Here is a 25120-nt window from a genome sequence, read left to right as displayed (position 1 = left end):
AAAAAAGAGAAGAGATATTATACATTCCAATTATTTTTTAAATTGTTTTGCCACTAACGATGCGCCTACTACGAGGATAACGGCAGCTATTTTAATATACAGCGCATACGGTTCAACTGTATGAGCAATCAATGTATCTTCCACACTCATGCCAGCGCCGACCCATCCTAGGATACCACCACCAACGTAGAGAATAATTGGGAAACGCTCGATGACTTTCACAAATAATGTACTACCATACACGATGATAGGCACCGTAATAAGCATACCAATAGCAACCATTGTCATGTGGCCACCTGCAGCGCCCACTACGCCGATTACATTATCGATACCCATGATACCGTCAGCAATGACAATCGTCATGATGGCAGCTCGCAAACTATCCTTGGCCTCGATATTATGCTCACTGTCATCATCAGCAACGAGCTTGTACCCAATCCATAATAAAAGGATACCACCTACCAAACGAAGCGCTGGAATTGTATTTAAAGCCTCAACGAAGAGGAATGCCATAACGAGACGTAAAATGATAGCACCTGCTGTGCCCCAGAAAATTGCTTTCTTTTGTAAATGAGCCGGTAAATTTCGTGCAGCCATGCCAATCACAATGGCATTATCGCCGGCCAACAGAATATCGATGACAATGATTTGTAACATTGCCAACAAACCTTGAACAGATACAATGTCCAATTCGTACCTCCTATAACGAAAATATTTAATATACTCATTATACTAAAGAGCATCTACCTTGTACAATACTGTAATGTATCCATCTATTCGTAATACGAATACCTGTATATAACTATATTCTATAGTTTTTAATACACCTAGCCATAATAGATAGACTATGTTAAAATATATCATCAATTTAGGAGGTCATTATGTATCAAACATATTCTATACTACAAAAATTATGGTTGTTCATTAAATTATTTACTCCTATGTGCATCACCCAATTTTCTCTTGTAGGGGGCACATTTATCGCCATCTTCTTAACAGGACAATATAGTACAATTGATTTAGCTGGGGTTGCTACAGGGTACAATCTATGGTTATTATTCTATATCTTTGCACAAGGGACACTAATGGGTATCACCCCGATCATTGCACAGCTATTAGGAGCCAAGAAAACAGATAGTATACCTACCATCGTCTACCAAGGGTTTTATATTGCAACAACCCTAGCACTTATTATATTATTAATCGGTGTTTTCGGATTAGTACCATTACTAAATTTCCTTAACTTAGAACCTGCTGCTACGGCTGTTTGTATCAATTATTTGAAAGCTTTCGCACTTGGCCTATTCCCTCTGTTATGGGTTAATACATTGCGTAACACCGTTGATTCCCACGGGTTGACTCACTATTCTATGGCCATTGTAGTAACGAGTTTTGTAGTGAATGTATTCTTAAACTACTCACTGATATTTGGGCACTTCGGATTGCCTGAAATTGGTGGTGTCGGTGCTGGTTATGGTATTGCCGGAGCATGTTGGACAAACTTTATTTTATTTAGTGCGATGGTGCTCTTCCATCCTAAATTAAAGGGATATCGTATCTATAAAGATTGGGTACGCCCCAAATGGCAATACATACGTGAGCAATTACAAATCGGCTTGCCAATCGGTTCTTCCATCTTTTTTGAAGCCAGCATTTTCAGTATTGCCGGCCTATTGATGGTGCACTTTGGATCCGCTGTCGTGGCAGCTCACCAATCGGTCATTGCCTTTACCAACGTGTTCTATTGCTTACCACTTAGCATTGCCATGGCTTCCACCATTGCCGTAGGCTATGAAGTCGGTGCTAAGCGACATAAAGAAGCTATTCAATACTCCTACATTTCTCGCGTGTTAGCCATTGTCATTGCGATTTTGATTTGTGCTTTCACATTCACTCATATGGAAAGCATATCTACATTATTTACAAATGATGAAGAGGTATATAATCTAATTTATAGATTCCTCGGGTATGGCGTTTTCTTCTCCGCCTTCGATGCCATTGGTACACCGTTACAAGGTATTCTACGGGGCTACAAGGATGTAAAAATTGTATTCTATATTTCTCTCGTTTCCTATTGGGGCGTTTGCTTCCCTATTGCATACATTCTTGCCAACAACCCAAATTACGGCCCATTTGGTGTATGGATAGGCCTATTAGCTAGCGTAATTGTAGCAGGCATACTATTCACCATTCGAACATGGTATATTCAACACAAACAAGTACATATAAAAGCATAACGCACAAAAGCAGCACTGCAAGTCATACTCAGCAGTGCTGCTTTTCTACTATAAGGTATTAACTATTTTTGTATTACATTGTATTGCCTTGTAATACATCTTGTTTTTCAACATTCGACATGCGGAAAAAATTGTATAATGTTTCCGCCGTCTTATAGTTCATAGAATCGACCTTAGCTAATTCATCTATACTGGCTTTTTTCATAGCCTCTAAGCTATTGAAATGAGCCCATAAAGCCTTACGTCGTTTAGGACCAATACCATCAATGTGATCGAGTACGGATTCTAAGTTACGTTTGCCCCGCAATTTACGATGATAGGTAATAGCAAATCGATGGGCTTCATCACGAATTTGTTGCAATAATTGCAACTCTGGTGAATGATGACTCAAAATGATGCTATCCGATTGCCCCTCTACAAAGACCTCTTCTATCCGTTTAGCCAAGGATATGACTGGCACATCTGTAACACCTACGGCGCGTATGAGCGGTATAGATGCATTGAGTTGCCCCTTACCACCATCGATAATAATGAGGTCTGGCATAGGCCAATCCGTTTCATTACCATAGCGGCGTTCCATGATTTCTGCCATCGATTTAAAGTCATCGGGCTTTCCCTGTGTAGTCTTTAATTTAAATCGTCTATACTCCTTCTTAGCTGGCTTGCCGCCTTCAAATACAACCATGGAGGCTACGGTTTCAGAGCCTTGTGTATGGGAAATATCAAAGCACTCCATACGCTCTGGTAATCGAGGTAAATCGAGGACCTCCGCCAATTTCTTAACGGCACCTCCACTCTTATCGATTTGGTATTGCCATTGGCGGCGACGTTCTTCAAGGAATGTTTCAGCATTTTCATGAGCCATTTTAATCATGTCCATCTTATAGCCCCGCTGAGGCACAAGGACATCGACCTGTTGGCCCTTCATGTCACTGAACCAATCCTTAAATAGATGTTGCTCAGAACTTTCCATAGGCAATAATAGCTCTTTAGGAATAAAGGTAGTATCCCCATAGTACTGCTTAATAAAATCAGTCATAATGGTTTCTTCCGAGTCACCTTCATTTTGCACGAAGTAGTTTTCTCGGCCTAATAGACGGCCACCTCGAATAAAGAGTAATTGTACACATGCCAATTGACCATCTACAGCTATCCCCAGTACATCTAGATCACCACGTTGCGTTACCATCCGCTGTTTTTCTTGAATTTTTTCAATGCTCGTCAATTGGTCTCGATAACGTGCTGCCTCTTCAAATCGAAGCTCTTCCGCAGCTATCTCCATCTTCTCTTTGATTTCTTTAAGCAATGGAATTGGTTTGCCCTCAAAGAGTTCTATAATTTCATCGATATATTTACGATAATCCGGTACTGATATCTTATGAAAGCATGGCGCTTCACAATAGTGCATATGATATTGCAAACAAGGGCGTTCTACCTTCATCGATTTACAGGTACGCAATGGAAAATACTGACGAATCAACTTGAGGACTACATGAACGGCTGTTACATCGGTAAAGGGCCCAAAATATTTAGCCCCATCCCGCTCAAGGCGACGTGTCATATATACGCGAGGATAGTCTTCTTGAACAGAGATTTTAACATAAGGATACGTTTTATCGTCCTTAAGGGAAATATTGTATTTCGGCTTATGTTCTTTGATAAGCGTATTTTCTAATATGAGGGCTTCCATTTCCGTCTTTGTTTGAATAATCTCTACATCGACGGCACGCTTCATCATCGCCGTTACCTTAGGCGCTCGATTCGCATCATTACGCACATAGGATCGCACGCGATTGCGTAAATTAATCGCTTTACCCACATAGATGATGCGGTTATATTGATCACGCCATAAATAAACCCCTGGTGTGGTCGGTAAATGGCTAACCTTTTCTAATAACTCTTCAGACGGCATATATCCTCCTTTCTTCGTCAATTCTCCATACCATTATAATTAATACTTCATTGTCGCAACCATGCAAGGCAGTGCCATACAAATTATTTCTTTTTCTTTGCAGCATTCATAAATGTATTAGTCTGTTTTAATACAGGACCTAAGAATTTTCCTGTATAACTTTCTTTCACATTTGCAATCTGTTCCGGTGTACCGGTAGCCACGATGGTACCACCGCGGTTACCACCTTCAGGACCTAGATCAATAATATAATCAGCCGTTTTGATAACATCTAGATTATGTTCAATTACGATAACTGTGTCGCCACCATCTACCAATTTCTGCAATACATCTAGAAGCTTTCTAATATCTTCCGCATGAAGGCCTGTTGTAGGTTCATCAAGGATATATAATGTTTTACCTGTACTGCGACGTGCTAATTCTGTGGCCAATTTAACCCGTTGTGCTTCACCACCAGACAATGTGGTTGCCGCTTGGCCTAAACGAATATAGCCAAGACCAACCTCTTGCAATGTTACCATTTTCTTGTAGATTTTAGGGATAGCACTAAAGAATTCTACTGCATCATCTACGGTCATATCTAACACATCGGCAATAGATTTGCCCTTATATTTAACCTCTAGTGTTTCCCGGTTGTAGCGAGCCCCCTTGCAGACCTCACAAGGCACGTACACATCTGGTAAGAAATGCATTTCAATTTTGATGATACCATCCCCACGACAAGCTTCGCAGCGGCCACCTTTTACATTGAAACTAAAACGCCCTTGTTTATACCCGCGCATCTTAGCCTCTGGTGTTTGACTATATAATTCACGAATTGCATCAAATACACCCGTATATGTGGCAGGGTTAGAGCGAGGTGTGCGACCGATAGGGCTTTGATCAATATTGATGATTTTATCGATATGCTCAAGGCCGCGAATTTCTTTATGGGCCCCCACCTTGTGATACGAACGATACAACTGATTAGCTAGCCCTTTATACAGAATTTCATTGATTAAGGTAGACTTACCAGAACCGCTGACACCTGTAACTACAGTAAATAGTCCAATAGGGAATTTTACATTAATATTTTGTAGATTATTTTCTTTGGCACCTCGAATTTCGATGCAGTTTTTACCAGGTTTACGTCGTTCGTCAGGAAGAGCTATAAACTTGCGGCCACTCAAATATTGACCGGTAATGGAGTCTTTCACCTGCATAACCTCATCTACAGTCCCTGTTGCAATGACTTGACCACCATGCTCGCCCGCACCTGGTCCAATGTCTACAAGGTAATCTGCAGCGCGCATCGTATCCTCATCGTGTTCTACAACGAGCAGTGTATTTCCCAAATCACGCAACCCTTTTAAGGTATCGATAAGTCGATCATTATCTCGTTGGTGTAGACCGATGGATGGCTCGTCAAGAATATACAATACACCAACAAGACCAGAACCAATTTGCGTTGCTAACCGAATACGCTGTGCTTCACCACCAGATAAGGTGCCTGCACTCCGATTCATATTAAGGTAATCAAGGCCTACATTATTGAGGAAGCCTAGCCGAGCATTAATTTCTTTTAGAATCTGTGCACCAATCACTTGTTCTCTGTCAGTCAATTGCAAATGACTAAAGAAATCTAGCGCTTCTTTAATCGTTAACTGGGTTACTTCATTAATATTCATATCCCCAACGGTAATCGCTAATACCTCGGGTTTAAGACGGGCACCATGACAGGTCGTACATGGTTTAATGGACATGAATTTTTCAAATTCTTCGCGCATAGAATCGGTAGAGGCTTCGCTATGACGGCGTTTCACCATCGGCAAAATACCTTCGTATTCAGTGAAAAATTCCTTTTCTTCACCGCGCATATTTTCATAGGTGAAAGCCACCTTGTCCGTAGTACCGTACATGACCTTCTTCTGTAATGCCTTAGGTAATTCATCATAGGTAGAGTCTAAGGAGTGCCCATTCGCTTTCAACAAGCCTTCTAACTGACGCATAAACCATGCATTAGGATTAGAGCTCAACGCCTGTACACAACCATCGGCAAAGCTAATAGAGCCATCTGGAATGACGCGCTCCTCATCAACCTCCATAGTAGAGCCAATTCCCAAACAAGCGGGGCATGCTCCAAAGGGACTATTAAAGGAGAACATACGGGGCTCAATTTTAGGCAGTGAAATATGACAATCTGGGCATGCAAAGTTCTGACTATACATATGCTCTGGGCCATCGACCTCTTGAACAATAACGATACCTTCTGCCCATTTTGATGCGGTCTCCATAGAGTCTGCTAACCGGGATTCAATACCTTCTTTTACAACGAGACGATCTACAACAATATCGATGGAATGTTTTTTATTTTTCTCTAATACAATATCCTCATCCATCGTACGTACCACACCATCAACGCGAGCACGGACAAAACCCTCTTTTCGCAGTTGTTCAAAGACAGATTTATGTTCCCCTTTTTTCCCTTGAATCATAGGTGCTAAGATTAAAATCTTTGTTCCTTCAGGAAAGCTCATTACATCATCTGTCATTTGTTGAATCGTTTGTTGTGTAATGGGTTTACCACACTCTGGACAATGAGCATGTCCAACACGGGCAAATAATAGCCGTAAATAGTCGTAAATCTCCGTCACCGTACCAACTGTAGAACGAGGGTTACGGCTTGTGGTTTTTTGGTCGATAGAAATGGCCGGTGATAAACCTTCAATATAATCTACATCAGGCTTATCCATTTGACCCAAAAATTGACGAGCATACGCCGACAGTGATTCTACATACCGTCGTTGGCCTTCTGCGTAAATCGTATCGAATGCAAGAGACGATTTACCGGATCCACTTAAACCAGTTAAGACAATAAACTTATCTCGCGGTAGTGAAATATCTATATTTTTAAGGTTATGCTGACGTGCACCTTTTACAATCAATTGATCTTTCATATATGTACCTTTTTATTTTTTGGTGATTGTTTCTTAGAATTTTTTCGTGGTTTTTTTAACTTACTGTCACCGACACTATGCATATCGGACCATTGTTGACGAAGTTCGCCCAATTGGTCACGTAATTTGGCAGCCTTTTCAAATTCCAACTGTTTAGCAGCCGCCTTCATTTGATGGTCAAGCTCTTCAATCTTGTTATATAGTTCTTCCGCTGTAATCTCTGCTACCTTAGTAGCATCTGCATCTTGAGCATATGGTTCGTGGCCATGGTCCATACCAGCTGCAGAGGATTTCTTTTTCCCCTTCTTTGGTGAAAGCCCTTTGCCATCGGTGACCATATCTTCTTCAATTTTAGTGAGCTCAATAAGCTCTTTCACATCTTTAGATACAGATTTTGGCGTAATATGATATTCAATATTATATGCCTCTTGTACTGCACGACGACGATCTGTTTCGTCCATAGCGCGTTGCATAGAACCTGTTACACGGTCAGCATACATAATAACATGACCATTCACATTACGCGCTGCACGACCGATAGTTTGAATCATAGCTGTATCAGAGCGTAAGAAACCTTCCTTATCGGCATCTAAAATGGCCACCAAGGAAACCTCTGGCATATCGAGGCCTTCGCGGAGCAAGTTGATACCGACTAATACATCGAATACACCGGCCCGCAAATCACGAATGATTTCAGCCCGCTCGATGGTAACGATATCCGAGTGAAGGTAACGAACACGAACACCCATTTCCTTCAAGAATTCCGTTAAATCTTCAGCCATCTTCTTCGTCAATGTCGTAACGAGAACCCGTTCATTCTTAGCGGCGCGCTTATGAATCTCACCGAGTAAATCATCCATTTGCCCCTTAATAGGACGAATTTCAATGGATGGATCAAGTAGCCCTGTAGGACGAATGATTTGCTCTGCCACATTCGTTTCTACTTCCATTTCATACGGTCCTGGCGTTGCTGATACATACACGATTTGATTGATTCGTTCTACAAACTCATCAAATTTCAATGGTCGATTATCGAGAGCTGACGGCAAACGGAAGCCATATTCGATAAGAGATTCTTTACGCGCTCTATCCCCATTGTACATAGCGCGAACCTGTGGAATCGTCACATGCGATTCGTCTACCATGATGAGGAAATCATCTGGGAAGTAGTCTATCAATGTATATGGTGCTTCCCCTGCTTTACGCTCCGACATATGGCGGGAATAGTTTTCGATGCCTGAGCAGTAGCCCATTTCTTGCATCATTTCTATATCATAACGGGTGCGCTGTTCAAGACGCTGCGCCTCGAGCAGACGATCTTCTGCTTTCAGTTTTGCCAACTGCTCATCAAGTTCTGCCTCAATGCGCTCTACCGCAATTTTCATTTTTTCTTTCGTTGTAACATAGTGAGATGCAGGATAGACTGCAACATGTTTGCGCTCTGCAATGACTTCTCCCGTTAATGCATCCACCTCAACAAGACGGTCGATTTCATCGCCGAATAGTTCCACCCGAATTGCTCTTTCACTATAGGCAGCAGGGAAAATTTCTATGGTGTCCCCTTGTACGCGGAATGTACCGCGAATAAAATTCATATCATTACGCGTATATTGGATATCTACGAGTTTAGACAGAATTTCATCACGAGATTTCGTCTGACCTAATCGCAAGGACAATACGAGATCAGAATAGTCCTCCGGATCACCTAAGCCATAAATACAGCTAACAGAAGCAACGATGATAACGTCTCGGCGCTCAAATAAACTCATAGTAGCACTATGGCGCAATTTATCGATTTCATCATTAATAGATGCATCCTTCTCGATGTACGTATCGCTAGAAGGGATATACGCTTCTGGTTGATAAAAATCGTAGTAAGATACAAAGTATTCTACCGCATTATTAGGGAAGAAACTTTTAAACTCGCTACAAAGTTGAGCGGCCAATGTTTTATTATGGGCGATAATCAAGGTCGGTTTCTGAACCGCCTCGATGACCTTTGCCATGGTAAAGGTTTTTCCTGTACCAGTCGCACCTAATAGGACTTGAGCCCATTCGCCACGCTCAATCCCGTCTGTAAGAGATTGAATGGCTGTAGGTTGGTCCCCAGTAGGCGTAAAGGGCGCCTCCACTTTAAATGGTTGGCCCCCTTCATAGTTATAGCTATTATGTTTCATTACTGTTCATCCTGATGTTTACGGATAGCCTTGAGTTCTTCCTCTGACAAACGACGACCTGCATTTTCAGCTTGGTTCAATGTATCCTCACCTTCTAACACTTCGATGAGCATAGCAATGGAGAAGCGATCTAATGTAGGCGTGGTCTTTTGAATTTCATCGGCCATCATCCAATCTGATTCAGTATAGTTATTAATACGATCTGTAATCTCTTCCCAGTTTGAAAGTAGTAATCTCGTAATAGGACGATATAATTCAATACCGAAATACTCGATTAAGCTAACGATTTTTTCCATATTTTCTAGGCTTACATTACATTGATTTTTTTTATTTTCAGATTCTACATATTCAAGTAAGAATTCCCGGTTATATTTATTTGTCACCTTGAATCATTCCTTTATTAAATAGTGCATTGGCAAATTCTTTTGCATTAAATGGACGTAAATCATCCATGCCTTCACCAACGCCAATCCAACGTACAGGTACACCTAGTTCTTCTTTAATAGAAATAACTACGCCACCTTTCGCAGTACCATCTAATTTAGTAACTACAATACCATTAACAGGTACGGCTTGACCAAATAATTTAGCTTGGCTTACCGCATTTTGACCTGTAGTGCCATCGAGAACAAGCAATGTTTGATGCGGAGCACCCTCTACATGATTGTTCGCTACGCGGCCCATTTTTTTAAGTTCTTCCATAAGATTTACTTTTGTATGAAGACGACCAGCCGTATCGACAATTACCATGTCTGCATTACGAGCTTTTGCCGCTTCCATCGCATCATATACAACGGCTGCAGGATCAGCGCCTTCTTTATGTTTTACGATAGGCACACCTACGCGGTCAGCCCAGATGGATAATTGGTCCGCCGCCGCCGCACGGAATGTATCTCCAGCAGCGATGATAACCTTTTTACCTTCTTTAGTATAGTAGTTTGCTAATTTAGCAATAGTTGTAGTCTTACCCACACCATTAACACCAACAACCAGAATAACCTCTGGGTGATGAAGTGTGATTTCATCCTCTTGGTCAACTAACATTTCTGTGATGCGGTCTTCCATGAATGGCATTACATCACCAGTATTGTTAATAACACCTTCTGTAACACCACGGCGGATTTCCTTCATCAAATACTCTGTAGTCTTAGGACCTAAATCGCTAGTGAGCATGACCGCTTCTAAATCATCAAGAAAATCATCATCGATTTCTGCATAACCAATGATCACTGTTTCTACATTTTTTACAAAGGACTTACGAGTTTTTTCTAAGCCCTCTTTAATTTTATTAAAGAATCCAAATGCCATTATGCTAGATCCTCCTTCACATCTTCAAATGAAACCGTTAATAATCGAGATACACCGCGTTCCACCATGGTAACCCCTTGTAATACTTCGGCAGCTTCCATCGTTTTCTTACGATGTGATACGACGATAAACTGTGTTTCCTTATTTACCCGATTCAAATAAGAACTAAATCGCTCTACATTTGCTTCATCCAAAGCAGCATCAACTTCGTCAAGCACACAGAATGGAGCCGGACGATAGTCGAGGAACGAGAACAATAAGGCAATAACTGTGAGTGCTCGTTCTCCACCAGATAGCAACGTCAATTGCTGACGCTTTTTCCCTGGTGGTTGGATGTAGAAATCAATACCACCAGTCAAGATATTTTCTGGGTCGGTAAGTACGATTTGAGCCGTACCACCACCAAATAATTGACTGAATACATGTTGGAACTGCTTACCTACCACCTCTAATACATCATAGAGTTGCGTGCTCATGGCCTTATCCATTTCAGCGATAACCGCCTGTAATTGCTCTTTTGCCGTATCGAGATCTGATAATTGATTCGATAAGAAATCATACCGAGTTTTCGTCTCTTCATACTCTTCTACAGCATTAGGATTTACAGATCCAAGTTCTGCAATTTCTGCCATTAAACGAGCTTGTTCCATTTTCCAATCATTCACAGAGCCGGCAATATTTATATGCTGTGCATCTTCTAATGAATAGCCTAATTCATTCAAATCCTCTACAGCACGATCACAATCCATGCGATAACGCGTCAATTTACCTTCTGCTTCAACTAGACGATTTTGAACCACCTTATACCGCTGGTTGAGTCGGTCTTGTTCAGCTAAAATTGATTCAATCTCCTCCCGTGCACCAGCAGTCGATTGATACGCTTCATCACGTAAAGCGCGAAATTTTTCAACCTCTCCACGAATCGCTTCAAGAGACTCATTAGCAACTCGAATTTGTTCAGGAATCACAATATTCAAACGCTCTTCACTAGAGTGTAATAACTCCATGAGAGGTTCTAAGCGAGATACTATGGTTTCCAAATTTTGCTTTCGTTGCTCTTGTTGTACCTTACGTTCTTCTATAGTGCTTTCTAAACGTTCACAAAACAATCTAGAGGCTGTAAAAGCTTCATATGCCTCTTGCTGTGCCTTTTGCAGCGTACTTAATCGTTCCATAATTGCCGATTGATCACCTTGTTGTTCAGGTGAATTATGTAACGCTGACAATTCTGATTCAGATTGTGAAAGCACATGTTTTGTTTGTCCCATGTCCACGTCAATTTGAACGATACGTTCCTGTTCATCATGAAGCACACGCTTTTTACGTTCTAATTGATTTTCAATGTTCTGAATCTTCGCTTGACTGGCCGAGAACAAAAGATTGGTGTGTTGATATTGTTCATCCAACACACTTCGCTCACGTTGCGCCCGTTCAATACGATTTTCTTCATCTTTAATTTGTTGTTCAAGCTTGGCCGTACGCTCTTCTACAGAAGCTAATTCGGCCGCTAAACGAGCCGCTTCTTCACGACGACTTAACAAGGAACTGCGTTTTTTCTTCGTTGCACCACCAGTTAAGGACCCACCTGGTTGGAATTGTTCGCCCGTTAATGTAACGATGCGTAACTGCTGATTATATTTCTTTTGTAACGCAATAGCCCGTTCCATTGTTTCTACAACTAATGTACGGCCCAACAAATATTGGAATATATGATTATAGGCAGCATCGAATTCAATACAGTCGACAGCTGTCCCAATGACACCATCTTCCGACAATGCAGGAGTATCATAAGGTCGCCCTTTTACAGAATCCATTGGTAAAAAGGTAACGCGCCCCCCTTGTATTGATTTAAGGAATTGAACGCCTTCTGATGCAGCTTTAGCTGTCGTTGTCACAACATGGTTAACACTACCACCCAATGCGATTTCGATAGCAACAGTAAATCGATTATCTACGGTAAATAAATCACCTACCGCCCCTTTAATCGCTTCACGCCATGGGCCCTTACCGTTAAGGATGTTTTTAGTTCCTTCTAAGTAACCTTCATGTTGTTCTGCCCATTGTGCTAATAATTCTAATCGCCCCTGTGCCTTTTGCACATCGCTACTCATGCGATTTAATGCTTTTCGAGCTTCTCGCAATCGTTCTGATGCAGACCGTTCTTCATCAACTAAGGACTTCCGTTTATTAGATAACTCATTAAATTGAGTTTCTAAGGATTCATGTTCAGATTTCGCTGCCGATAAATTGGATTGAACCTCTTTAATTTCCGCTTCTAATGTTTCTACTTGAACAGCGGACTCAGATTTACGAGATTCTAAATTTCGCAATGTAGCCTTCGCTGTTTCAATACTAGCAACTAAATCTAATTGACGCTGTTGATAGGCTTGTCTGTCGCTTTCTAAGGACTTCCATGATGATTGTTCCGCCTCTAATTGAGCAATGGCCTTATTATAATTTTCCTCTAAAACTACGAATTGAGTGCGTTCAGATTCTAATTGAGCCGTTTCATCCTCAATAAGGCGATCTAAAATAAGCAATTGCTGCTCTTCACCCTTTTTAGACGCTTCTGCTTCGCTAATACGCAGAGAAGTATCTTCTACTTCGCGCTTAGTTGTACGCAACTGTTCTTCTAGTAGTGTTACAGTACCATTGATGCGTTCTTCTTCCCGTTGTTTTTCGCTAAACTGTGCTTCCCAAGATTTTAATTGTTCTTGATCCTTTGCATTTTCAGCTTGTAATGTATGACGTCGTGCATCGAGAGTCGATAATTGCGTTTGTAATTCAATTTCCTCATCCTTCAATGCAATATTGTCATTTTCTGCACGGGTTAATAATCTATCAGCCGTCTTGTAATTGTGAAAGCCGATAACACCATCATATTCGCGTTTACTACGGCTTAATGCCATATATTTTTTCGTCGTTTCCGCTTTTTCTGCCAGAGGTCCTAATTGTTCCTCAATGGTCGCCATAATATCGCGAACGCGTTCCATATTTCGGTCAGTGCTCGCAATACGACGCAATGCATCCTCTTTATTAATTTTAAAACGAGAAATGCCTGCCACGTCTTCGAATATAAGGCGACGTTCTTCTGGTTTACTATTAAGAATAGCATCGATACGATTTTGCCCAATGATAGCCATCGAATCTTTGCCAAGGCCTGTATCAGCTAATAACAAGTGAATATCCTTTAGACGGCAGGTCCGTTTATTGATGAGGAACTCACTTTCACCTGTCCGATAGATACGACGTGTAATGGCTACCTCTTGCATATCCACATCGAGTTGACCATCTGCATTATCAAATACAAGGGTAACCTCGGCAGCACTCATCGGTTTTCGTTTTTCTGTGCCAGAGAAAATGATATCCTCTGCACGTTGGCCCCGTAAATTACGCACATTGGATTCCCCTAAAACCCATTTCATAGCATCCGTAATATTACTTTTACCACTCCCGTTAGGACCAATAACGGCAGTCATCCCTGGGGAGAATTTTACAACTGTTTTATCAGCAAAGGATTTAAATCCTTTTAATTCTAGCCGCAGTAATTGCATGACTGCCTCCTTTCTTAGTATAATCCCATTAAATCATATCTTTAATTATACCACATATACCATGCCATCTATACTGCATTGTACTGTATCAATATCATTATTTTCTCGCCATGTGAAAGTTATATTGCCATATGTTTTTTCAAAATATGTGAGATTCCGTTTCTTTAATCCCCTTACCTTAGACGTAAGGTTTCGTGGGTAAGATATAGTAATAGCACGTACAGGATTATTAAAATACTCTGTATGCTCATCTAAGCAATGCTCTAGGCGTTGTCGCCACTGTTCATTTGTCACTAATTCTCCCATCGCGGGTTCATAAGGACCTGCCAATAAACTATGTCCTGCATCAAGTTCTTCTGTGCTTTGTAGACCCGTTCGAATAACAGTGATCTGATGCGATTCAAACCATGTCTTTAAAAATGAACAATACTGTAATGCCTGTTCCAATGATAGTGGCTCATATATACCTGCCTTGTATTGTTCTGCTAATTCTGTATTTTCAATAACAAGAACCGGATAAATACGCACAAAATCAGGCTGTAACTGAGAAATCTCAATACCTGTTTTGATAATCGTATCCCAAGAATCTCCTAAAAGGCCCGCTAAGAGTTGCAATCCCACAGTAAATCCAAATTTTCGTAATTGCTTAACTGCTAATTTTACATCATTAGAGGTATGACCACGCTTAGCTAAAGATAAAACGGTATCATCCATAGATTGTACACCGAGCTCTATTGTCTTCATACCATATGAACATAGTAATTCTAATTGACTATCACTAACAGCATCAGGCCGCGTGGAACAACGAATACCATCAATACGACCCTCTTTTAAAGCTTCATAAGCAGGTAATAGTAATTGTCTTTGTAAGTCTTGATTAATAGCTGAGAAGGAACCACCATAAAAGCAGACTTCCCAGTATTTATCAGATTTAGATTCTCCTACATAGTCTTTAATAGTAGAGGTAATATACTCAGGAGTTAAATATCCTATCCCCGATACTTCTGTAATGCGAGACTGATTGCAAAATGTGCACACATGAGGACACCCTACATGAGGGATAAAAAATGGAATCATACCATATTTCATGAATAAACCTCCTTCCTATTATTGATCTGCTCTTCACGTTTCATGCTATCATATATTAAATGCCTAATATTAATAGTTCCTATATAAAAAGCGCCTTTCGGCGCTTATTATATAGCAGCCATTAACCGTTCTAATGTCAATTGTGCCGCATGTTGTTCTGCAATTTTCTTACTTTTACCAGTACCTGCCTCGTACGTAACTCCATCGATGGATACCTCCATCATGAAGGTTTTTGCATGATCAGGTCCCGATTCGCTAATAAGATTATAAACGATGTGTTTATCGCCATCGCGTTGTACAAATTCTTGTAATAATGTCTTATAATCTTTTCCACGCTTACCTTCTAATGCTTGTTTAAGATTAGGAGCTAAATAATGTAAAACAAACTCCATTACTGTTGTATAGTCTGTCGTAATATATAACGCACCGATTAAGGATTCAAATGTGTCAGCCAATATGGATTTTCTATCACTACCTCCAGAGGACTTTTCCCCATGGCCCAGTAATAAATAATCACCTAAATGCAATGTACGACTAACGGTAGCTAATGAATCTTCACAAACTGTAGCCGCCTTAATCTTAGTTAAATTACCTTCAGACATATCTGGATATGTTTTAAATAAATATTCACCGATAATTAAATCCAATACAGCATCACCTAAGAATTCTAAGCGTTGGTTATGATGAATATGCTTAGATTTATGTTCATTCGCATAAGATGTATGAGTAAAAGCACAATCTAAAATAGAGATATCAATATTGGGTATATGTAAACGACTAACAAGCTCATGAAGAGAATCTTCACGAGCTTGTGTCATTATAGTATTCTTATGCGATACGTTCCGCCCCATTAGTCTTCATAACGGCGAACACAAAGTGTACCGTTATGACCACCAAAACCAAAGGAGTTGGAAAGAGCTGCTGTAACATGTAAATCACGAGCACCTTCACGTACATAATCTAGGTCTAAACCTTCATCTGGATTATCACAGTTAATTGTTGGATGAACCTTACCAGTTTCAATAGCCATTGCCATTACGATAGTTTCAATCGCACCAGCAGCGCCCAACAAGTGACCGGTCATGGATTTTGTAGAGTTAACAGCGATATCTTTTGCATGATCGCCGAACAATTCTTTAATAGCCAATGTTTCGTTTTTATCATTCAAGCCGGTAGATGTACCGTGAGCATTGATGTAGTTAATTTCTTTAGGATCAATACCTGCATCTTTAATTGCTAGTTCCATACATTTACGAGCTTGTACACCACCAGGAGCTGGAGCAGTGATATGATAAGCATCACCATTAGTACCATAACCTACAACTTCAGCATAGATATGAGCACCACGAGCTTTAGCGTGTTCTAATTCTTCAAGTACTACAATACCAGCACCTTCACCCATAACGAAACCATCGCGGTCTTTATCGAACGGACGAGATGCTTTTGTAGGTTCATCATTGCGTGTAGACATAGCTTTCATAGCCGCAAAGCCGGCTACAGCAGCAGGGGAAACAGCAGCTTCAGTACCACCTGCAAACATGATGTCTGCATCACCACGTTGAATAATGCGGAATGCATCACCAATTGCATTAGTACCAGAAGTACAAGCTGTCACGTCTGTAATAACAGGACCTTTCAAGCCTAGGCGAATGGATACACGTGCAGAAGACATATTTGCAATCATCATAGGAACTGCAAATGGGCTAACACGACCAGGACCTTTTTCAAATAATGTTGTATACACATCATGGATAGAATCAATACCGCCAATACCAGTACCAACTACTGTACCACAACGGTCCAAATCTTCTTCATCAAGTGCTAATTTTGCATCATCAGCTGCCAAAACAGCTGCACCAATTGCAAATTCAACGGAACGGTCCATACGGCGAGCTTCTTTTTTATCTACGCCATATTGAGTAATATCAAAATCTTTTACTTCGCCTGCAATGCGTGTTGCATAGTCAGATGCATCAAAGCGTGTAATTGGGCCAATACCAGATTTACCCTCTAACAACGCATTGTAGAAATTCTCTTTACCGATACCTACCGGAGTAATCGCTCCTAAGCCAGTAATTACTACACGTTTTTCCAATTATTCCACCTCTTATAGCTATATAGCCCCTTTAATTAATCGATTTCTGCTACTTGTTGTTTTAACTGTGCAAAAATATCTTTAACTGGCATAATCTTATCGACTTTTCGCATATTATTGCCAGAGAATACTAACCCCGTTTCCACATCACCTTGTTGCGCTCTAGATAAAGCACGGATAATACAGAATTTATGGGAACAATGTTTTAAACAATTGTCACATACTGTTGGTGGCGCTACAGTGCCATCAAGAACAGATTCAGCAAATTTATTTTTAATAGCTTGGCCTGGTAAACCTACTGGACTTTGAATCAATACAATATCCTCAGGATTTGTAGCACGCACATACATTTTTTTCAATTCGTCAGATGCATTACATTCATCAGAAGCAGCAAAGCGACTGCCCATTTGAACGCCATTAGCACCCAATTTAAACATATCCACGATATCTTTACCATCTAAAACACCACCAGCTGCAATAACTGGAATATTTTTAACGGCTGCTACAACTTCTGGTACGATTTCACGAGCAGAACGATCCGTTCCCAAGTGACCACCAGCTTCGCTACCTTCTACGATAACTGCAGCGGCACCTAAACCTTCAGAAATGCGCGCTAATTTTGCAGAAGAAACAATAGGTACGATTGGAGTACCAGACTCTTTACCCATTGCGAACATATCTCTTGAAAAACCGGCACCTGCCACTACAAGATCAATGCCCTCTTCGATGGCAGTTTTTACAAGACCCGCAAATTGCGTCGCTGCTACCATCGCATTTATACCAATAATACCCGTAGGTGATAATTTTCTAGCTAATTGTATTTCATATCTTAATTCATCAAAAGGCAATCCAGATGCTGCAATAAGGCCAATACCACCTTCATTTGCAACGGCTGCTGCCAACCGAGCTGTAGACAATCTAATCGCCATACCACCTTGAATAATAGGTACTTTGGCCACTAGATTCCCAATGCGAAGTTCAGGGAGCTTCACTATCAATTCCTCCTGTAAACAATACCGATTAGGGGAGCCACTCGGCCCCCCGCACGGCTGAATTGTCAGCTATACAGCTTATTTAGCAGAATCAATATATTCTACTGTATCCTTAACGGTTTTGATTTTTTCTGCAACGTCGTCAGGGATTTCAACATTGAATTCTTCTTCAAATGCCATGATCAATTCAACGATATCCAAGGAGTCAGCGCCTAAGTCGTCGATGAATGTAGAATCAATGGTAACTTCAGCTTCATCAACGCCTAATTGTTCCACAACGATTGCTTTAACTTTATCGAAAGTGCTCATTAGTGGTTCACCTCCTTTCAAATGAGATTTATATATAGTCTAATTTTGTAACTACATTACCATGCCGCCATCTACATTGATGACTTGACCTGTAATATAGCTAGCAAAATCACTAGCAAGGAATGTTGTTACGGCAGCCACTTCTTCAGCTTTAGCCATACGGCCTAACGGAATTTGTGTTACCATAGCTTCTTTTACCTTTTCAGGCAATACATCTGTCATATCAGTATTGATAAAACCAGGTGCGATTGCATTAACTGTGATACCACGGCTAGCTAACTCTTTTGCACAAGATTTAGTAAAACCGATTACACCAGCTTTAGAAGCCGCATAGTTAGCTTGACCAGCATTACCCATCAAACCAACAACAGAAGTCATGTTAATAATATGACCAGCACGTTGTTTCATCATGATTTTGGATACTGCTTTTGTTACCAAATATACACCTTTAAGATTGATATCGATAACGGCATCAAAGTCTTCGTCTTTCATACGCATAAGCAAACCATCACGAGTGATACCTGCATTATTTACTAAAATATCGATGTGACCAAATGTTTTATGCGTTTCTTCAACCATTGCTGCTACTTCTTCAGCATTTGCAACATTGGCTTTAATTTTAATCGCTTTGCGACCCAATGCTAAGATAGCGTCTACTGTTTCTTGAGCAGCAGCTTCACTGCCACTATAGTTAACAGCAACATCAGCACCAGATTGTGCAAGTTGAATAGCAACGGCGCGACCGATACCACGAGAGGCGCCAGTTACGAGAGCTACTTTACCCTCTAAGTGCATTTTATCGAACCCCCTTTAAAAATTCAAGCGTTTTCTCTAAGGATGGAATGTCTTCTACATTAGCTAATTCCATTTCTTTATTAATCTTTTTAGTGAAACCCGTTAATACTTTGCCAGGACCAACTTCTACAAAGCGAGTTACACCGAAGTTAACCATTTCTGCAACACAATCTTCCCACAATACAGGATTAGCTGCTTGTGTTACTAAAGATTCTTTAATGTCACTAGCATTCGTCAAAATTTTGCCAGTTACATTAGCTACTACTGGAATCTTAGCATCGTTAACTTGGATCTTATCTAATTCTTCTTTTAAACGAAGCGCTGCAGGTTCCATAAGACGACTATGGAATGGAGCACTTACAGGAAGCATTACTGCACGTTTTGCGCCGGCTTCTTTCATTTTTTCAGCTGCTGTTTCTACGGCAGCTGTTTCACCAGCGATTACGATTTGACCAGGGCAGTTAAAGTTTACAGCTTGTACAGAACCAACTGTATCATTAACTTGTTGGCAAATTTCAACAACTTGTTCTCTTGGCAATGCTAGAATAGCCGCCATAGCACCCTTGCCCAATGGTACAGCTTCTTGCATATATTCACCACGTTTATGAACTACATACACAGCATCCTTAAAATCAAGAACACCGGCAGCGACTAACGCACTATATTCACCTAAGCTATGACCACCTACGATATCTGGTGTAAAGCCTTGTTCTTTCAACACTTCATAGCAAGCTACGGAAGCAGTTAAAATGGCTGGTTGTGTATTAGCAGTCTTAACCAAGTCTGTATCAGGGCCTTCGAAGCATAATTTAGAAATAGAATAGCCCAATGCTTCATCAGCTTCTTCAAAACGTTGTTTAACGATTGGGTATGCATTATACAAATCTTGTAACATGCCTACTTTTTGGGATCCTTGACCTGGAAATACGAATGCAGTTTTCATAGGATGGCCTCCTTATTTGCCAAAAGTTTGTAGATTTTTAATCACTGTTTCAGCTTCTGTCATAATGTCTGTAATGATTTCTTTACAAGGTTTCACATCGTGTAGCATACCTGCGATTTGACCAATCATAACGGAGCCTTCTTTTACATCACCTTCAATAGCAGCTTTACGAAGTGTACCTGCGCCAAGATTTTCTAATTCTTCCTTGGAACCACCACTAAATTCAAGATTTTTATATTTATGTGCTAATTGATTCTCGATAATTCGAACTGGATGACCTGTTGTAAGACCAGTCATAACAGTAGAACGATCTTTTGCTTTCAATACAGCGTTTTTATAGTTTTCATGAGCAATACATTCTTCAGATAGGACAAAACGTGTACCCATTTGAACTGCATGAGCACCTAGTGCAAACGCAGCTGCTACGCCACGGCCATCTGCAATACCACCAGCGGCAATAACTGGAACATCGACAGCATCTACAACTTGTGGTAACAATGCCATTGTTGTAATATCCCCAACATGGCCACCTGATTCAGTACCTTCTGCAATAATCGCATCAATACCACCACGAAGTAAACGTTTCGCTAAAAGAACGGATGCAACTACAGGAATAACCTTTGTGCCAATTTCTTTCAAAGCTGGAATATATACACCAGGATTACCCGCACCAGTTGTAATAACAGGAACTCGTTCTTCAACAACGACTTCCATAACTTCTTTTACAAAAGGAGACATCAACATAATATTACAACCAAATGGTTTATTAGTACGTTCTTTAACTTTGCGAATTTCGTTGCGGAAAATATCAGGAGGCATATGTCCTGCACCAATTATGCCAAGACCACCTGCTTCAGATACTGCAGACGCAAGTTCAGCCGTTCCTAACCAAGCCATACCACCTTGAAAGATAGGATACTCAATCTGTAACAAATCACAAATATCAGTCTTAATCATCTTGATGTTTCCTCCTTAATACCATTTCAAGACGAGGCTAGCCCAGGTAAGGCCAGCACCAAATCCTGCAAGTGCTACATTATCACCGCGTTTCAAGCAACCTTCACGATTTGCTTCATCCAACGCAATGGCCACTGATGCAGCAGATGTATTACCATACTTATGTAAATTTACAAATACCTTTTCTTTTGGCATATGTAAACGTTTAGCGGCTGAATCGATAATACGAATATTAGCTTGATGCGGGATAAAATAATCTAACTCATCTAAATTCATATTAGCTCGTTCTAAAGATTTCAACGCTGTTTTCCCCATTGTTTTAACAGCAAATTTATATACTTCTGGACCATCCATATGGATGAAAGTCAAGCCTTCTTCAATGCGTTGGTCATTGGCTACAACAGCTGTACCACCAGCTGGTATACACAATGCAGAACCGCCAGTACCATCAGCACCTAGATCCACACCCTTAATACCATAACCTTCTGGAACCTCAGAAACTACGGCAGCACCGGCGCCATCACCAAAGAGAATGCAAGTACCACGATCGTTCCAATTAACGCGGCGAGATAAAATTTCTGCGCCTACAACGAGAACATTTTTAAATAATCCAGAAGCGATATAGCTTTGAGCAGTAATCAACCCATACACAAATCCAGAGCATGCAGCTTGCAAATCATAAGCTGCTGCATTTTTTGCACCAAGATTTGCTTGTAACATACATGCGGCAGAAGGAATCACCATATCTGGTGTCAATGTAGCAAAGATAATCATATCGATATCTTCAACATCGAGCTTAGCCATTTGAAGTGCTTTTTTTGCAGCTTCGGTTGCCATATAGGATGTATTCATACCCTCTGGTGCAATGCGTCTTTCTTCAATGCCAGTACGTTCTCTAATCCATTGGTCACTTGTATCAACCATTTTCTCTAGATCAAAGTTCGTTACAACATTATCAGGAAGGAAGCTACCTGTACCAATAATACCGACAGGTTTATTCATCATACTCATATTTTACGGCTCCTTCAATTTCCATTGTTTCTCGAATATGTTCAATAATTTTGCGTTCTACTAAATCGGCTGCAATAGTAATAGCAGTCTTAATTTCTTTAGCCTTTGAACTGCCATGAGCAATCATAAACACACCATTTACACCAAGCAATGGAGCACCACCATTTTCAGTATGATCCACCTTCTTGGCCATTGGTTTCAACGCTGGTTTGATAAGCAACGCCCCAATTTTAGCTAATATTCCGCCATTCATGATGCTGTCTTTAATGAGCTGTGTCAAACCAGTTACAAGACCTTCTGCAAATTTAAGAATTACATTGCCTACAAAACCGTCACAAACGACAACGTCTACAGTACCCTTTGGAATATCGCGACCTTCTACATTTCCCTTAAAATTGATGGTTTTCATATTTTCTAAGATAGGATATGTAGCAAGCACAACTTCATTGCCTTTAGTTGCCTCTTCGCCGATATTTAAAAGGCCTACTGTAGGGTTTTCTTTGCCAAGTAAAAGTTTCGCATACTCAGCCCCCATCAATGCACCTTGTACAAGATGTTTTGGTTTACTATTTGAATTCGCACCGGAATCCAACATAACAGTAATACCATTTACAGTCGGCATTGGCGTAGCAATAACAGGTCTATCGATACCTTTAATACGTCCTAGTCCGAACAATGCGGCTGCTACAGCAGCACCTGTACTACCTGGTGCAATAACAGCTTCACATTCTTTGCTTCTAACCAAAGATGTAGCCACTACAACGGAGGCATCCTTCTTCTTGCGCAATGCTTGACCAGGATGTTCATCCATTCCAATCACTTGACTCGCATGATACACAGATATGCGAGGATTATTCATTTCATTATTATCTTCTAAAATTTTGAATATTTGAGTTTTATCGCCTACGAGAACAACATCAATATGTTCCGTTTCTCGCACTGCTTCCAAGGCGCCTAAGACGATTTCCAAGGGAGCAAAATCACCACCCATGGCGTCAATTGCAATTTTCATATACTACACCCGATTCTCCACAGACTCCATGATAAATTTAGCTCTAAATACTTCTTTTATTTTATCTCTAATTATAACCCAAATAAAGTATTTATCTCCACGACGACGAACAATTTCTGCTTTCGCCACCAAATTAGTACCAGACTCTACTGGATTTTTATATTTAATATTCCCTACCTCTGCAGAACAAAGGGTTGACCCCATTACTAACTTAGCTAAGGAATTTGCTTGAGCATACAAATACTGCGGATCAATATAACCAAAACGGTCTTCCATCTCTGGCGTCGTATGTAACATAGATAAAGCTTGTTTGCCTTCCGTTACATCGATAAGTTCGCCTACAATTTCATGCTGTATTGGTTCCGGTTGTTCATCCTGCGCATGTTCAGTAGCCATAGCCTTAATCCGTTCACGCAATTCAGGAATCCCCAATTCTAATCGATCAAGTCGAATTGTAGGTACACTGACACCAAAGTGCGATGCCAACTCTTCATCAGTAAGAAAAGGCGTAATATTCAGTTTTTCAGTTAACTGTTTCTGTCTTTCTTGCTTCTTCAACCTACTCATGGGACCACCTTTTATGACCTAGTATTAATATTACATCTTAAGTATATATAATAATTCCCATGTTGGCAAGGTTTTTCGCATATATAGTGATATATTTTATGGTAATATACTAAATATCGTCCTTATTTTAAAATTAATTAATACTTTATAGGAGATATTAATATAAAACATATATTAATCAACAACTATCCATTTTTGGGCAGTAAAAAACACCTACACAAATGTGTAGGTGTTTTACACGCTCAATTAGGCTTTTGCAACTACTTGTTCACCTTTATAGTGACCACATGTAGGGCAAACACGATGAGGCATCATAGGTTCGTGGCATTGTGGACATGCTACATAACCAGGAGCTTCTAATTTCCAGTTTGCACGACGACGATCGCGACGGCATTTGGATAATCTACGCTTAGGTACTGCCATTATCTGCACCTCCTTAGTACAATCATTAGGATAGTCTATCATCTTTCTCATCAAGCAAAGCACGTAACTCTGCGAATCGAGGATCCACCACAAAGGATTCACAAGAACAAGGTGAAACATTCAAATTTGCTCCGCAATGAACGCACAATCCTTTGCAATCATCCTGACATAACACTTGAGAGGGCTCATTGATGATTAATGTATCCCGAATCAGTTCGGTTAAGTCAATTTCCTCTCCGTTAAAAGGAATCACATCTTCATCGGCATCTCGAGAATCACTAAAGATTTCCTCGAAGGAATCGTTACGCTCATGTTCCGTAGTCGTTAAACAACGAGAACATTCGTAATCACCTTTAGAATTAATCGAACCTTGAACGATGTAGTTTTGACCATCAAACCAAAACTCACCACTAATAGTTATATCATGACGGCTCCAAGGAAAAGCAACTACGTCACTACCAAGTTCTTCACTCGGCATCGTATAGCTATAAGGAAATTTCTTTCCTATATGTTCTTTTGCTTGCTCTACTTGCAGTTTCATAATCTTACCTCGACTTATAATATTATAAACATGACAGTGTGCTTTGTCAAATAAAAAAGGCTATCTCAATATTGCTTAAGATAGCCTTTCTAATGTATCAATTACATTTTTTCGAATTGATCTTTGCCAACGCCACAGATAGGGCAAACATAATCAGCTGGTTGATCTTCGAATTTAACGCCTTCTACAGCTTCGTCATAAACCCAACCGCATACTACGCATACGTATTTTTCCATGTCTATTTCCTCCTTCACTTGAGATT

Annotated in this window: 22 protein-coding genes; 1 reads left to right on the top strand and 21 read right to left on the bottom strand. The window is 40.4% G+C overall.

Annotated features, from left to right (window positions below):
- Positions 1-30: 30 nt before the first annotated feature.
- Positions 31-690, bottom strand: a complete 660-nt coding sequence (locus tag RYP29_RS02230; protein ID WP_311531897.1) for a TerC family protein — start codon at positions 688-690, stop codon at positions 31-33.
- A 191-nt stretch (positions 691-881) separates the two neighbouring features.
- Between RYP29_RS02230 and RYP29_RS02225 the strand changes: the two genes are divergently transcribed.
- A complete protein-coding gene (locus RYP29_RS02225) occupies positions 882-2237 on the top strand; it encodes an MATE family efflux transporter (protein ID WP_311531895.1) in 1356 nt (451 codons plus the stop codon).
- Positions 2238-2310: 73 nt separating this feature from the next.
- On the opposite strand, the gene uvrC is transcribed toward RYP29_RS02225, so the two are convergent.
- The 20 genes from uvrC to RYP29_RS02125 all read right to left on the bottom strand — a co-directional run bounded on the left by uvrC (position 2311) and on the right by RYP29_RS02125 (position 25094).
- Positions 2311-4149 (bottom strand): excinuclease ABC subunit UvrC, encoded by a 1839-nt coding sequence (gene uvrC / locus RYP29_RS02220; RefSeq protein WP_311531893.1) that lies wholly within the window; start codon positions 4147-4149, stop codon positions 2311-2313.
- Positions 4150-4232: 83 nt separating this feature from the next.
- A complete protein-coding gene (gene uvrA / locus RYP29_RS02215) occupies positions 4233-7085 on the bottom strand; it encodes an excinuclease ABC subunit UvrA (protein ID WP_311531891.1) in 2853 nt (950 codons plus the stop codon).
- The gene (gene uvrB / locus RYP29_RS02210; RefSeq protein WP_311531889.1) at positions 7082-9262 is read right to left on the bottom strand and encodes an excinuclease ABC subunit UvrB; all 2181 of its coding nucleotides are present in this window, start codon (positions 9260-9262) and stop codon (positions 7082-7084) included. The genes uvrA and uvrB overlap by 4 nt, the downstream gene beginning before the upstream one ends.
- Positions 9262-9645: a hypothetical protein gene (locus tag RYP29_RS02205; protein ID WP_205097073.1), complete on the bottom strand. Its 384-nt coding sequence runs from the start codon at positions 9643-9645 to the stop codon at positions 9262-9264. Before RYP29_RS02205 ends, uvrB begins: the two co-directional genes overlap by 1 nt.
- Entirely contained in the window at positions 9635-10570 is a 936-nt protein-coding gene (gene ftsY / locus RYP29_RS02200) for a signal recognition particle-docking protein FtsY (RefSeq protein WP_005384208.1), read from the bottom strand. Before ftsY ends, RYP29_RS02205 begins: the two co-directional genes overlap by 11 nt.
- The gene (gene smc / locus RYP29_RS02195; protein WP_311531885.1) at positions 10570-14124 is read right to left on the bottom strand and encodes a chromosome segregation protein SMC; all 3555 of its coding nucleotides are present in this window, start codon (positions 14122-14124) and stop codon (positions 10570-10572) included. Before smc ends, ftsY begins: the two co-directional genes overlap by 1 nt.
- Positions 14125-14169: 45 nt before the next feature.
- Positions 14170-15213: a radical SAM protein gene (locus RYP29_RS02190; RefSeq protein WP_311531883.1), complete on the bottom strand. Its 1044-nt coding sequence runs from the start codon at positions 15211-15213 to the stop codon at positions 14170-14172.
- A 107-nt stretch (positions 15214-15320) separates the two neighbouring features.
- Positions 15321-16064: a ribonuclease III gene (rnc, locus tag RYP29_RS02185; RefSeq protein WP_119982966.1), complete on the bottom strand. Its 744-nt coding sequence runs from the start codon at positions 16062-16064 to the stop codon at positions 15321-15323.
- Positions 16064-17308: a beta-ketoacyl-ACP synthase II gene (gene fabF, locus RYP29_RS02180; protein ID WP_005380883.1), complete on the bottom strand. Its 1245-nt coding sequence runs from the start codon at positions 17306-17308 to the stop codon at positions 16064-16066. The genes rnc and fabF overlap by 1 nt, the downstream gene beginning before the upstream one ends.
- 35 nt (positions 17309-17343) lie before the next feature.
- Entirely contained in the window at positions 17344-18300 is a 957-nt protein-coding gene (locus RYP29_RS02175) for a nitronate monooxygenase family protein (protein ID WP_005376890.1), read from the bottom strand.
- Positions 18301-18378: 78 nt separating this feature from the next.
- Positions 18379-18609, bottom strand: coding sequence for an acyl carrier protein (locus RYP29_RS02170; protein ID WP_005376767.1), 231 nt, complete (start codon positions 18607-18609; stop codon positions 18379-18381).
- A gap of 51 nt (positions 18610-18660) precedes the next feature.
- The gene (gene fabG, locus RYP29_RS02165) at positions 18661-19404 is read right to left on the bottom strand and encodes a 3-oxoacyl-[acyl-carrier-protein] reductase (RefSeq protein WP_005376748.1); all 744 of its coding nucleotides are present in this window, start codon (positions 19402-19404) and stop codon (positions 18661-18663) included.
- A 1-nt stretch (position 19405) separates the two neighbouring features.
- On the bottom strand, positions 19406-20347 hold the full coding sequence (gene fabD, locus RYP29_RS02160) for an ACP S-malonyltransferase (protein WP_275249555.1): 942 nt from the start codon (positions 20345-20347) through the stop codon (positions 19406-19408).
- Positions 20348-20359: 12 nt separating this feature from the next.
- Positions 20360-21304: an enoyl-[acyl-carrier-protein] reductase FabK gene (fabK, locus tag RYP29_RS02155; RefSeq protein WP_156931118.1), complete on the bottom strand. Its 945-nt coding sequence runs from the start codon at positions 21302-21304 to the stop codon at positions 20360-20362.
- Between the two features lie 15 nt (positions 21305-21319).
- Positions 21320-22315 carry a beta-ketoacyl-ACP synthase III gene (locus RYP29_RS02150; protein WP_275249553.1) on the bottom strand — a complete coding sequence of 332 codons (996 nt, stop codon included), beginning with the start codon at positions 22313-22315 and terminating at the stop codon, positions 21320-21322.
- Complete coding sequence (gene plsX / locus RYP29_RS02145; RefSeq protein ID WP_275249552.1) at positions 22299-23327, bottom strand: phosphate acyltransferase PlsX; 1029 nt, start codon at positions 23325-23327, stop codon at positions 22299-22301. Before plsX ends, RYP29_RS02150 begins: the two co-directional genes overlap by 17 nt.
- Before the next feature lie 3 nt (positions 23328-23330).
- Positions 23331-23894, bottom strand: coding sequence for a transcription factor FapR (gene fapR, locus RYP29_RS02140; RefSeq protein ID WP_275249551.1), 564 nt, complete (start codon positions 23892-23894; stop codon positions 23331-23333).
- A gap of 246 nt (positions 23895-24140) precedes the next feature.
- Positions 24141-24317: a 50S ribosomal protein L32 gene (gene rpmF / locus RYP29_RS02135; RefSeq protein WP_005376859.1), complete on the bottom strand. Its 177-nt coding sequence runs from the start codon at positions 24315-24317 to the stop codon at positions 24141-24143.
- 25 nt (positions 24318-24342) lie between these two features.
- Positions 24343-24858 (bottom strand): DUF177 domain-containing protein, encoded by a 516-nt coding sequence (locus RYP29_RS02130; RefSeq protein WP_005376813.1) that lies wholly within the window; start codon positions 24856-24858, stop codon positions 24343-24345.
- A gap of 101 nt (positions 24859-24959) precedes the next feature.
- A complete protein-coding gene (locus tag RYP29_RS02125) occupies positions 24960-25094 on the bottom strand; it encodes a rubredoxin (protein ID WP_004693422.1) in 135 nt (44 codons plus the stop codon).
- Positions 25095-25120 lie beyond the last annotated feature (26 nt).

It is taken from the genome of uncultured Veillonella sp., from assembly GCF_963534045.1.
Lineage (GTDB): Bacteria > Bacillota > Negativicutes > Veillonellales > Veillonellaceae > Veillonella.
Note: the sequence above shows the minus strand (reverse complement) of the source record. Positions and strands in the feature narration are given on the sequence as shown.

Coding starts and splice junctions, on each gene's coding strand:
- ftsY (WP_005384208.1), bottom strand. CDS start 10,570: ATGGCATTTGGATTCTTTAATAAAATTAAAGAGGGCTTAGAAAAAACT.
- plsX (WP_275249552.1), bottom strand. CDS start 23,327: ATGAAAATTGCAATTGACGCCATGGGTGGTGATTTTGCTCCCTTGGAA.
- RYP29_RS02125 (WP_004693422.1), bottom strand. CDS start 25,094: ATGGAAAAATACGTATGCGTAGTATGCGGTTGGGTTTATGACGAAGCT.
- rpmF (WP_005376859.1), bottom strand. CDS start 24,317: ATGGCAGTACCTAAGCGTAGATTATCCAAATGCCGTCGCGATCGTCGT.
- RYP29_RS02150 (WP_275249553.1), bottom strand. CDS start 22,315: ATGAGTATGATGAATAAACCTGTCGGTATTATTGGTACAGGTAGCTTC.
- uvrC (WP_311531893.1), bottom strand. CDS start 4,149: ATGCCGTCTGAAGAGTTATTAGAAAAGGTTAGCCATTTACCGACCACA.
- RYP29_RS02225 (WP_311531895.1), top strand. CDS start 882: ATGTATCAAACATATTCTATACTACAAAAATTATGGTTGTTCATTAAA.
- RYP29_RS02190 (WP_311531883.1), bottom strand. CDS start 15,213: ATGAAATATGGTATGATTCCATTTTTTATCCCTCATGTAGGGTGTCCT.
- fapR (WP_275249551.1), bottom strand. CDS start 23,894: ATGAGTAGGTTGAAGAAGCAAGAAAGACAGAAACAGTTAACTGAAAAA.
- uvrB (WP_311531889.1), bottom strand. CDS start 9,262: ATGAAACATAATAGCTATAACTATGAAGGGGGCCAACCATTTAAAGTG.
- smc (WP_311531885.1), bottom strand. CDS start 14,124: ATGCAATTACTGCGGCTAGAATTAAAAGGATTTAAATCCTTTGCTGAT.
- fabK (WP_156931118.1), bottom strand. CDS start 21,304: ATGATTAAGACTGATATTTGTGATTTGTTACAGATTGAGTATCCTATC.
- RYP29_RS02170 (WP_005376767.1), bottom strand. CDS start 18,609: ATGAGCACTTTCGATAAAGTTAAAGCAATCGTTGTGGAACAATTAGGC.
- uvrA (WP_311531891.1), bottom strand. CDS start 7,085: ATGAAAGATCAATTGATTGTAAAAGGTGCACGTCAGCATAACCTTAAA.
- fabD (WP_275249555.1), bottom strand. CDS start 20,347: ATGAAAACTGCATTCGTATTTCCAGGTCAAGGATCCCAAAAAGTAGGC.
- fabG (WP_005376748.1), bottom strand. CDS start 19,404: ATGCACTTAGAGGGTAAAGTAGCTCTCGTAACTGGCGCCTCTCGTGGT.
- rnc (WP_119982966.1), bottom strand. CDS start 16,064: ATGGGGCGGAACGTATCGCATAAGAATACTATAATGACACAAGCTCGT.
- RYP29_RS02130 (WP_005376813.1), bottom strand. CDS start 24,858: ATGAAACTGCAAGTAGAGCAAGCAAAAGAACATATAGGAAAGAAATTT.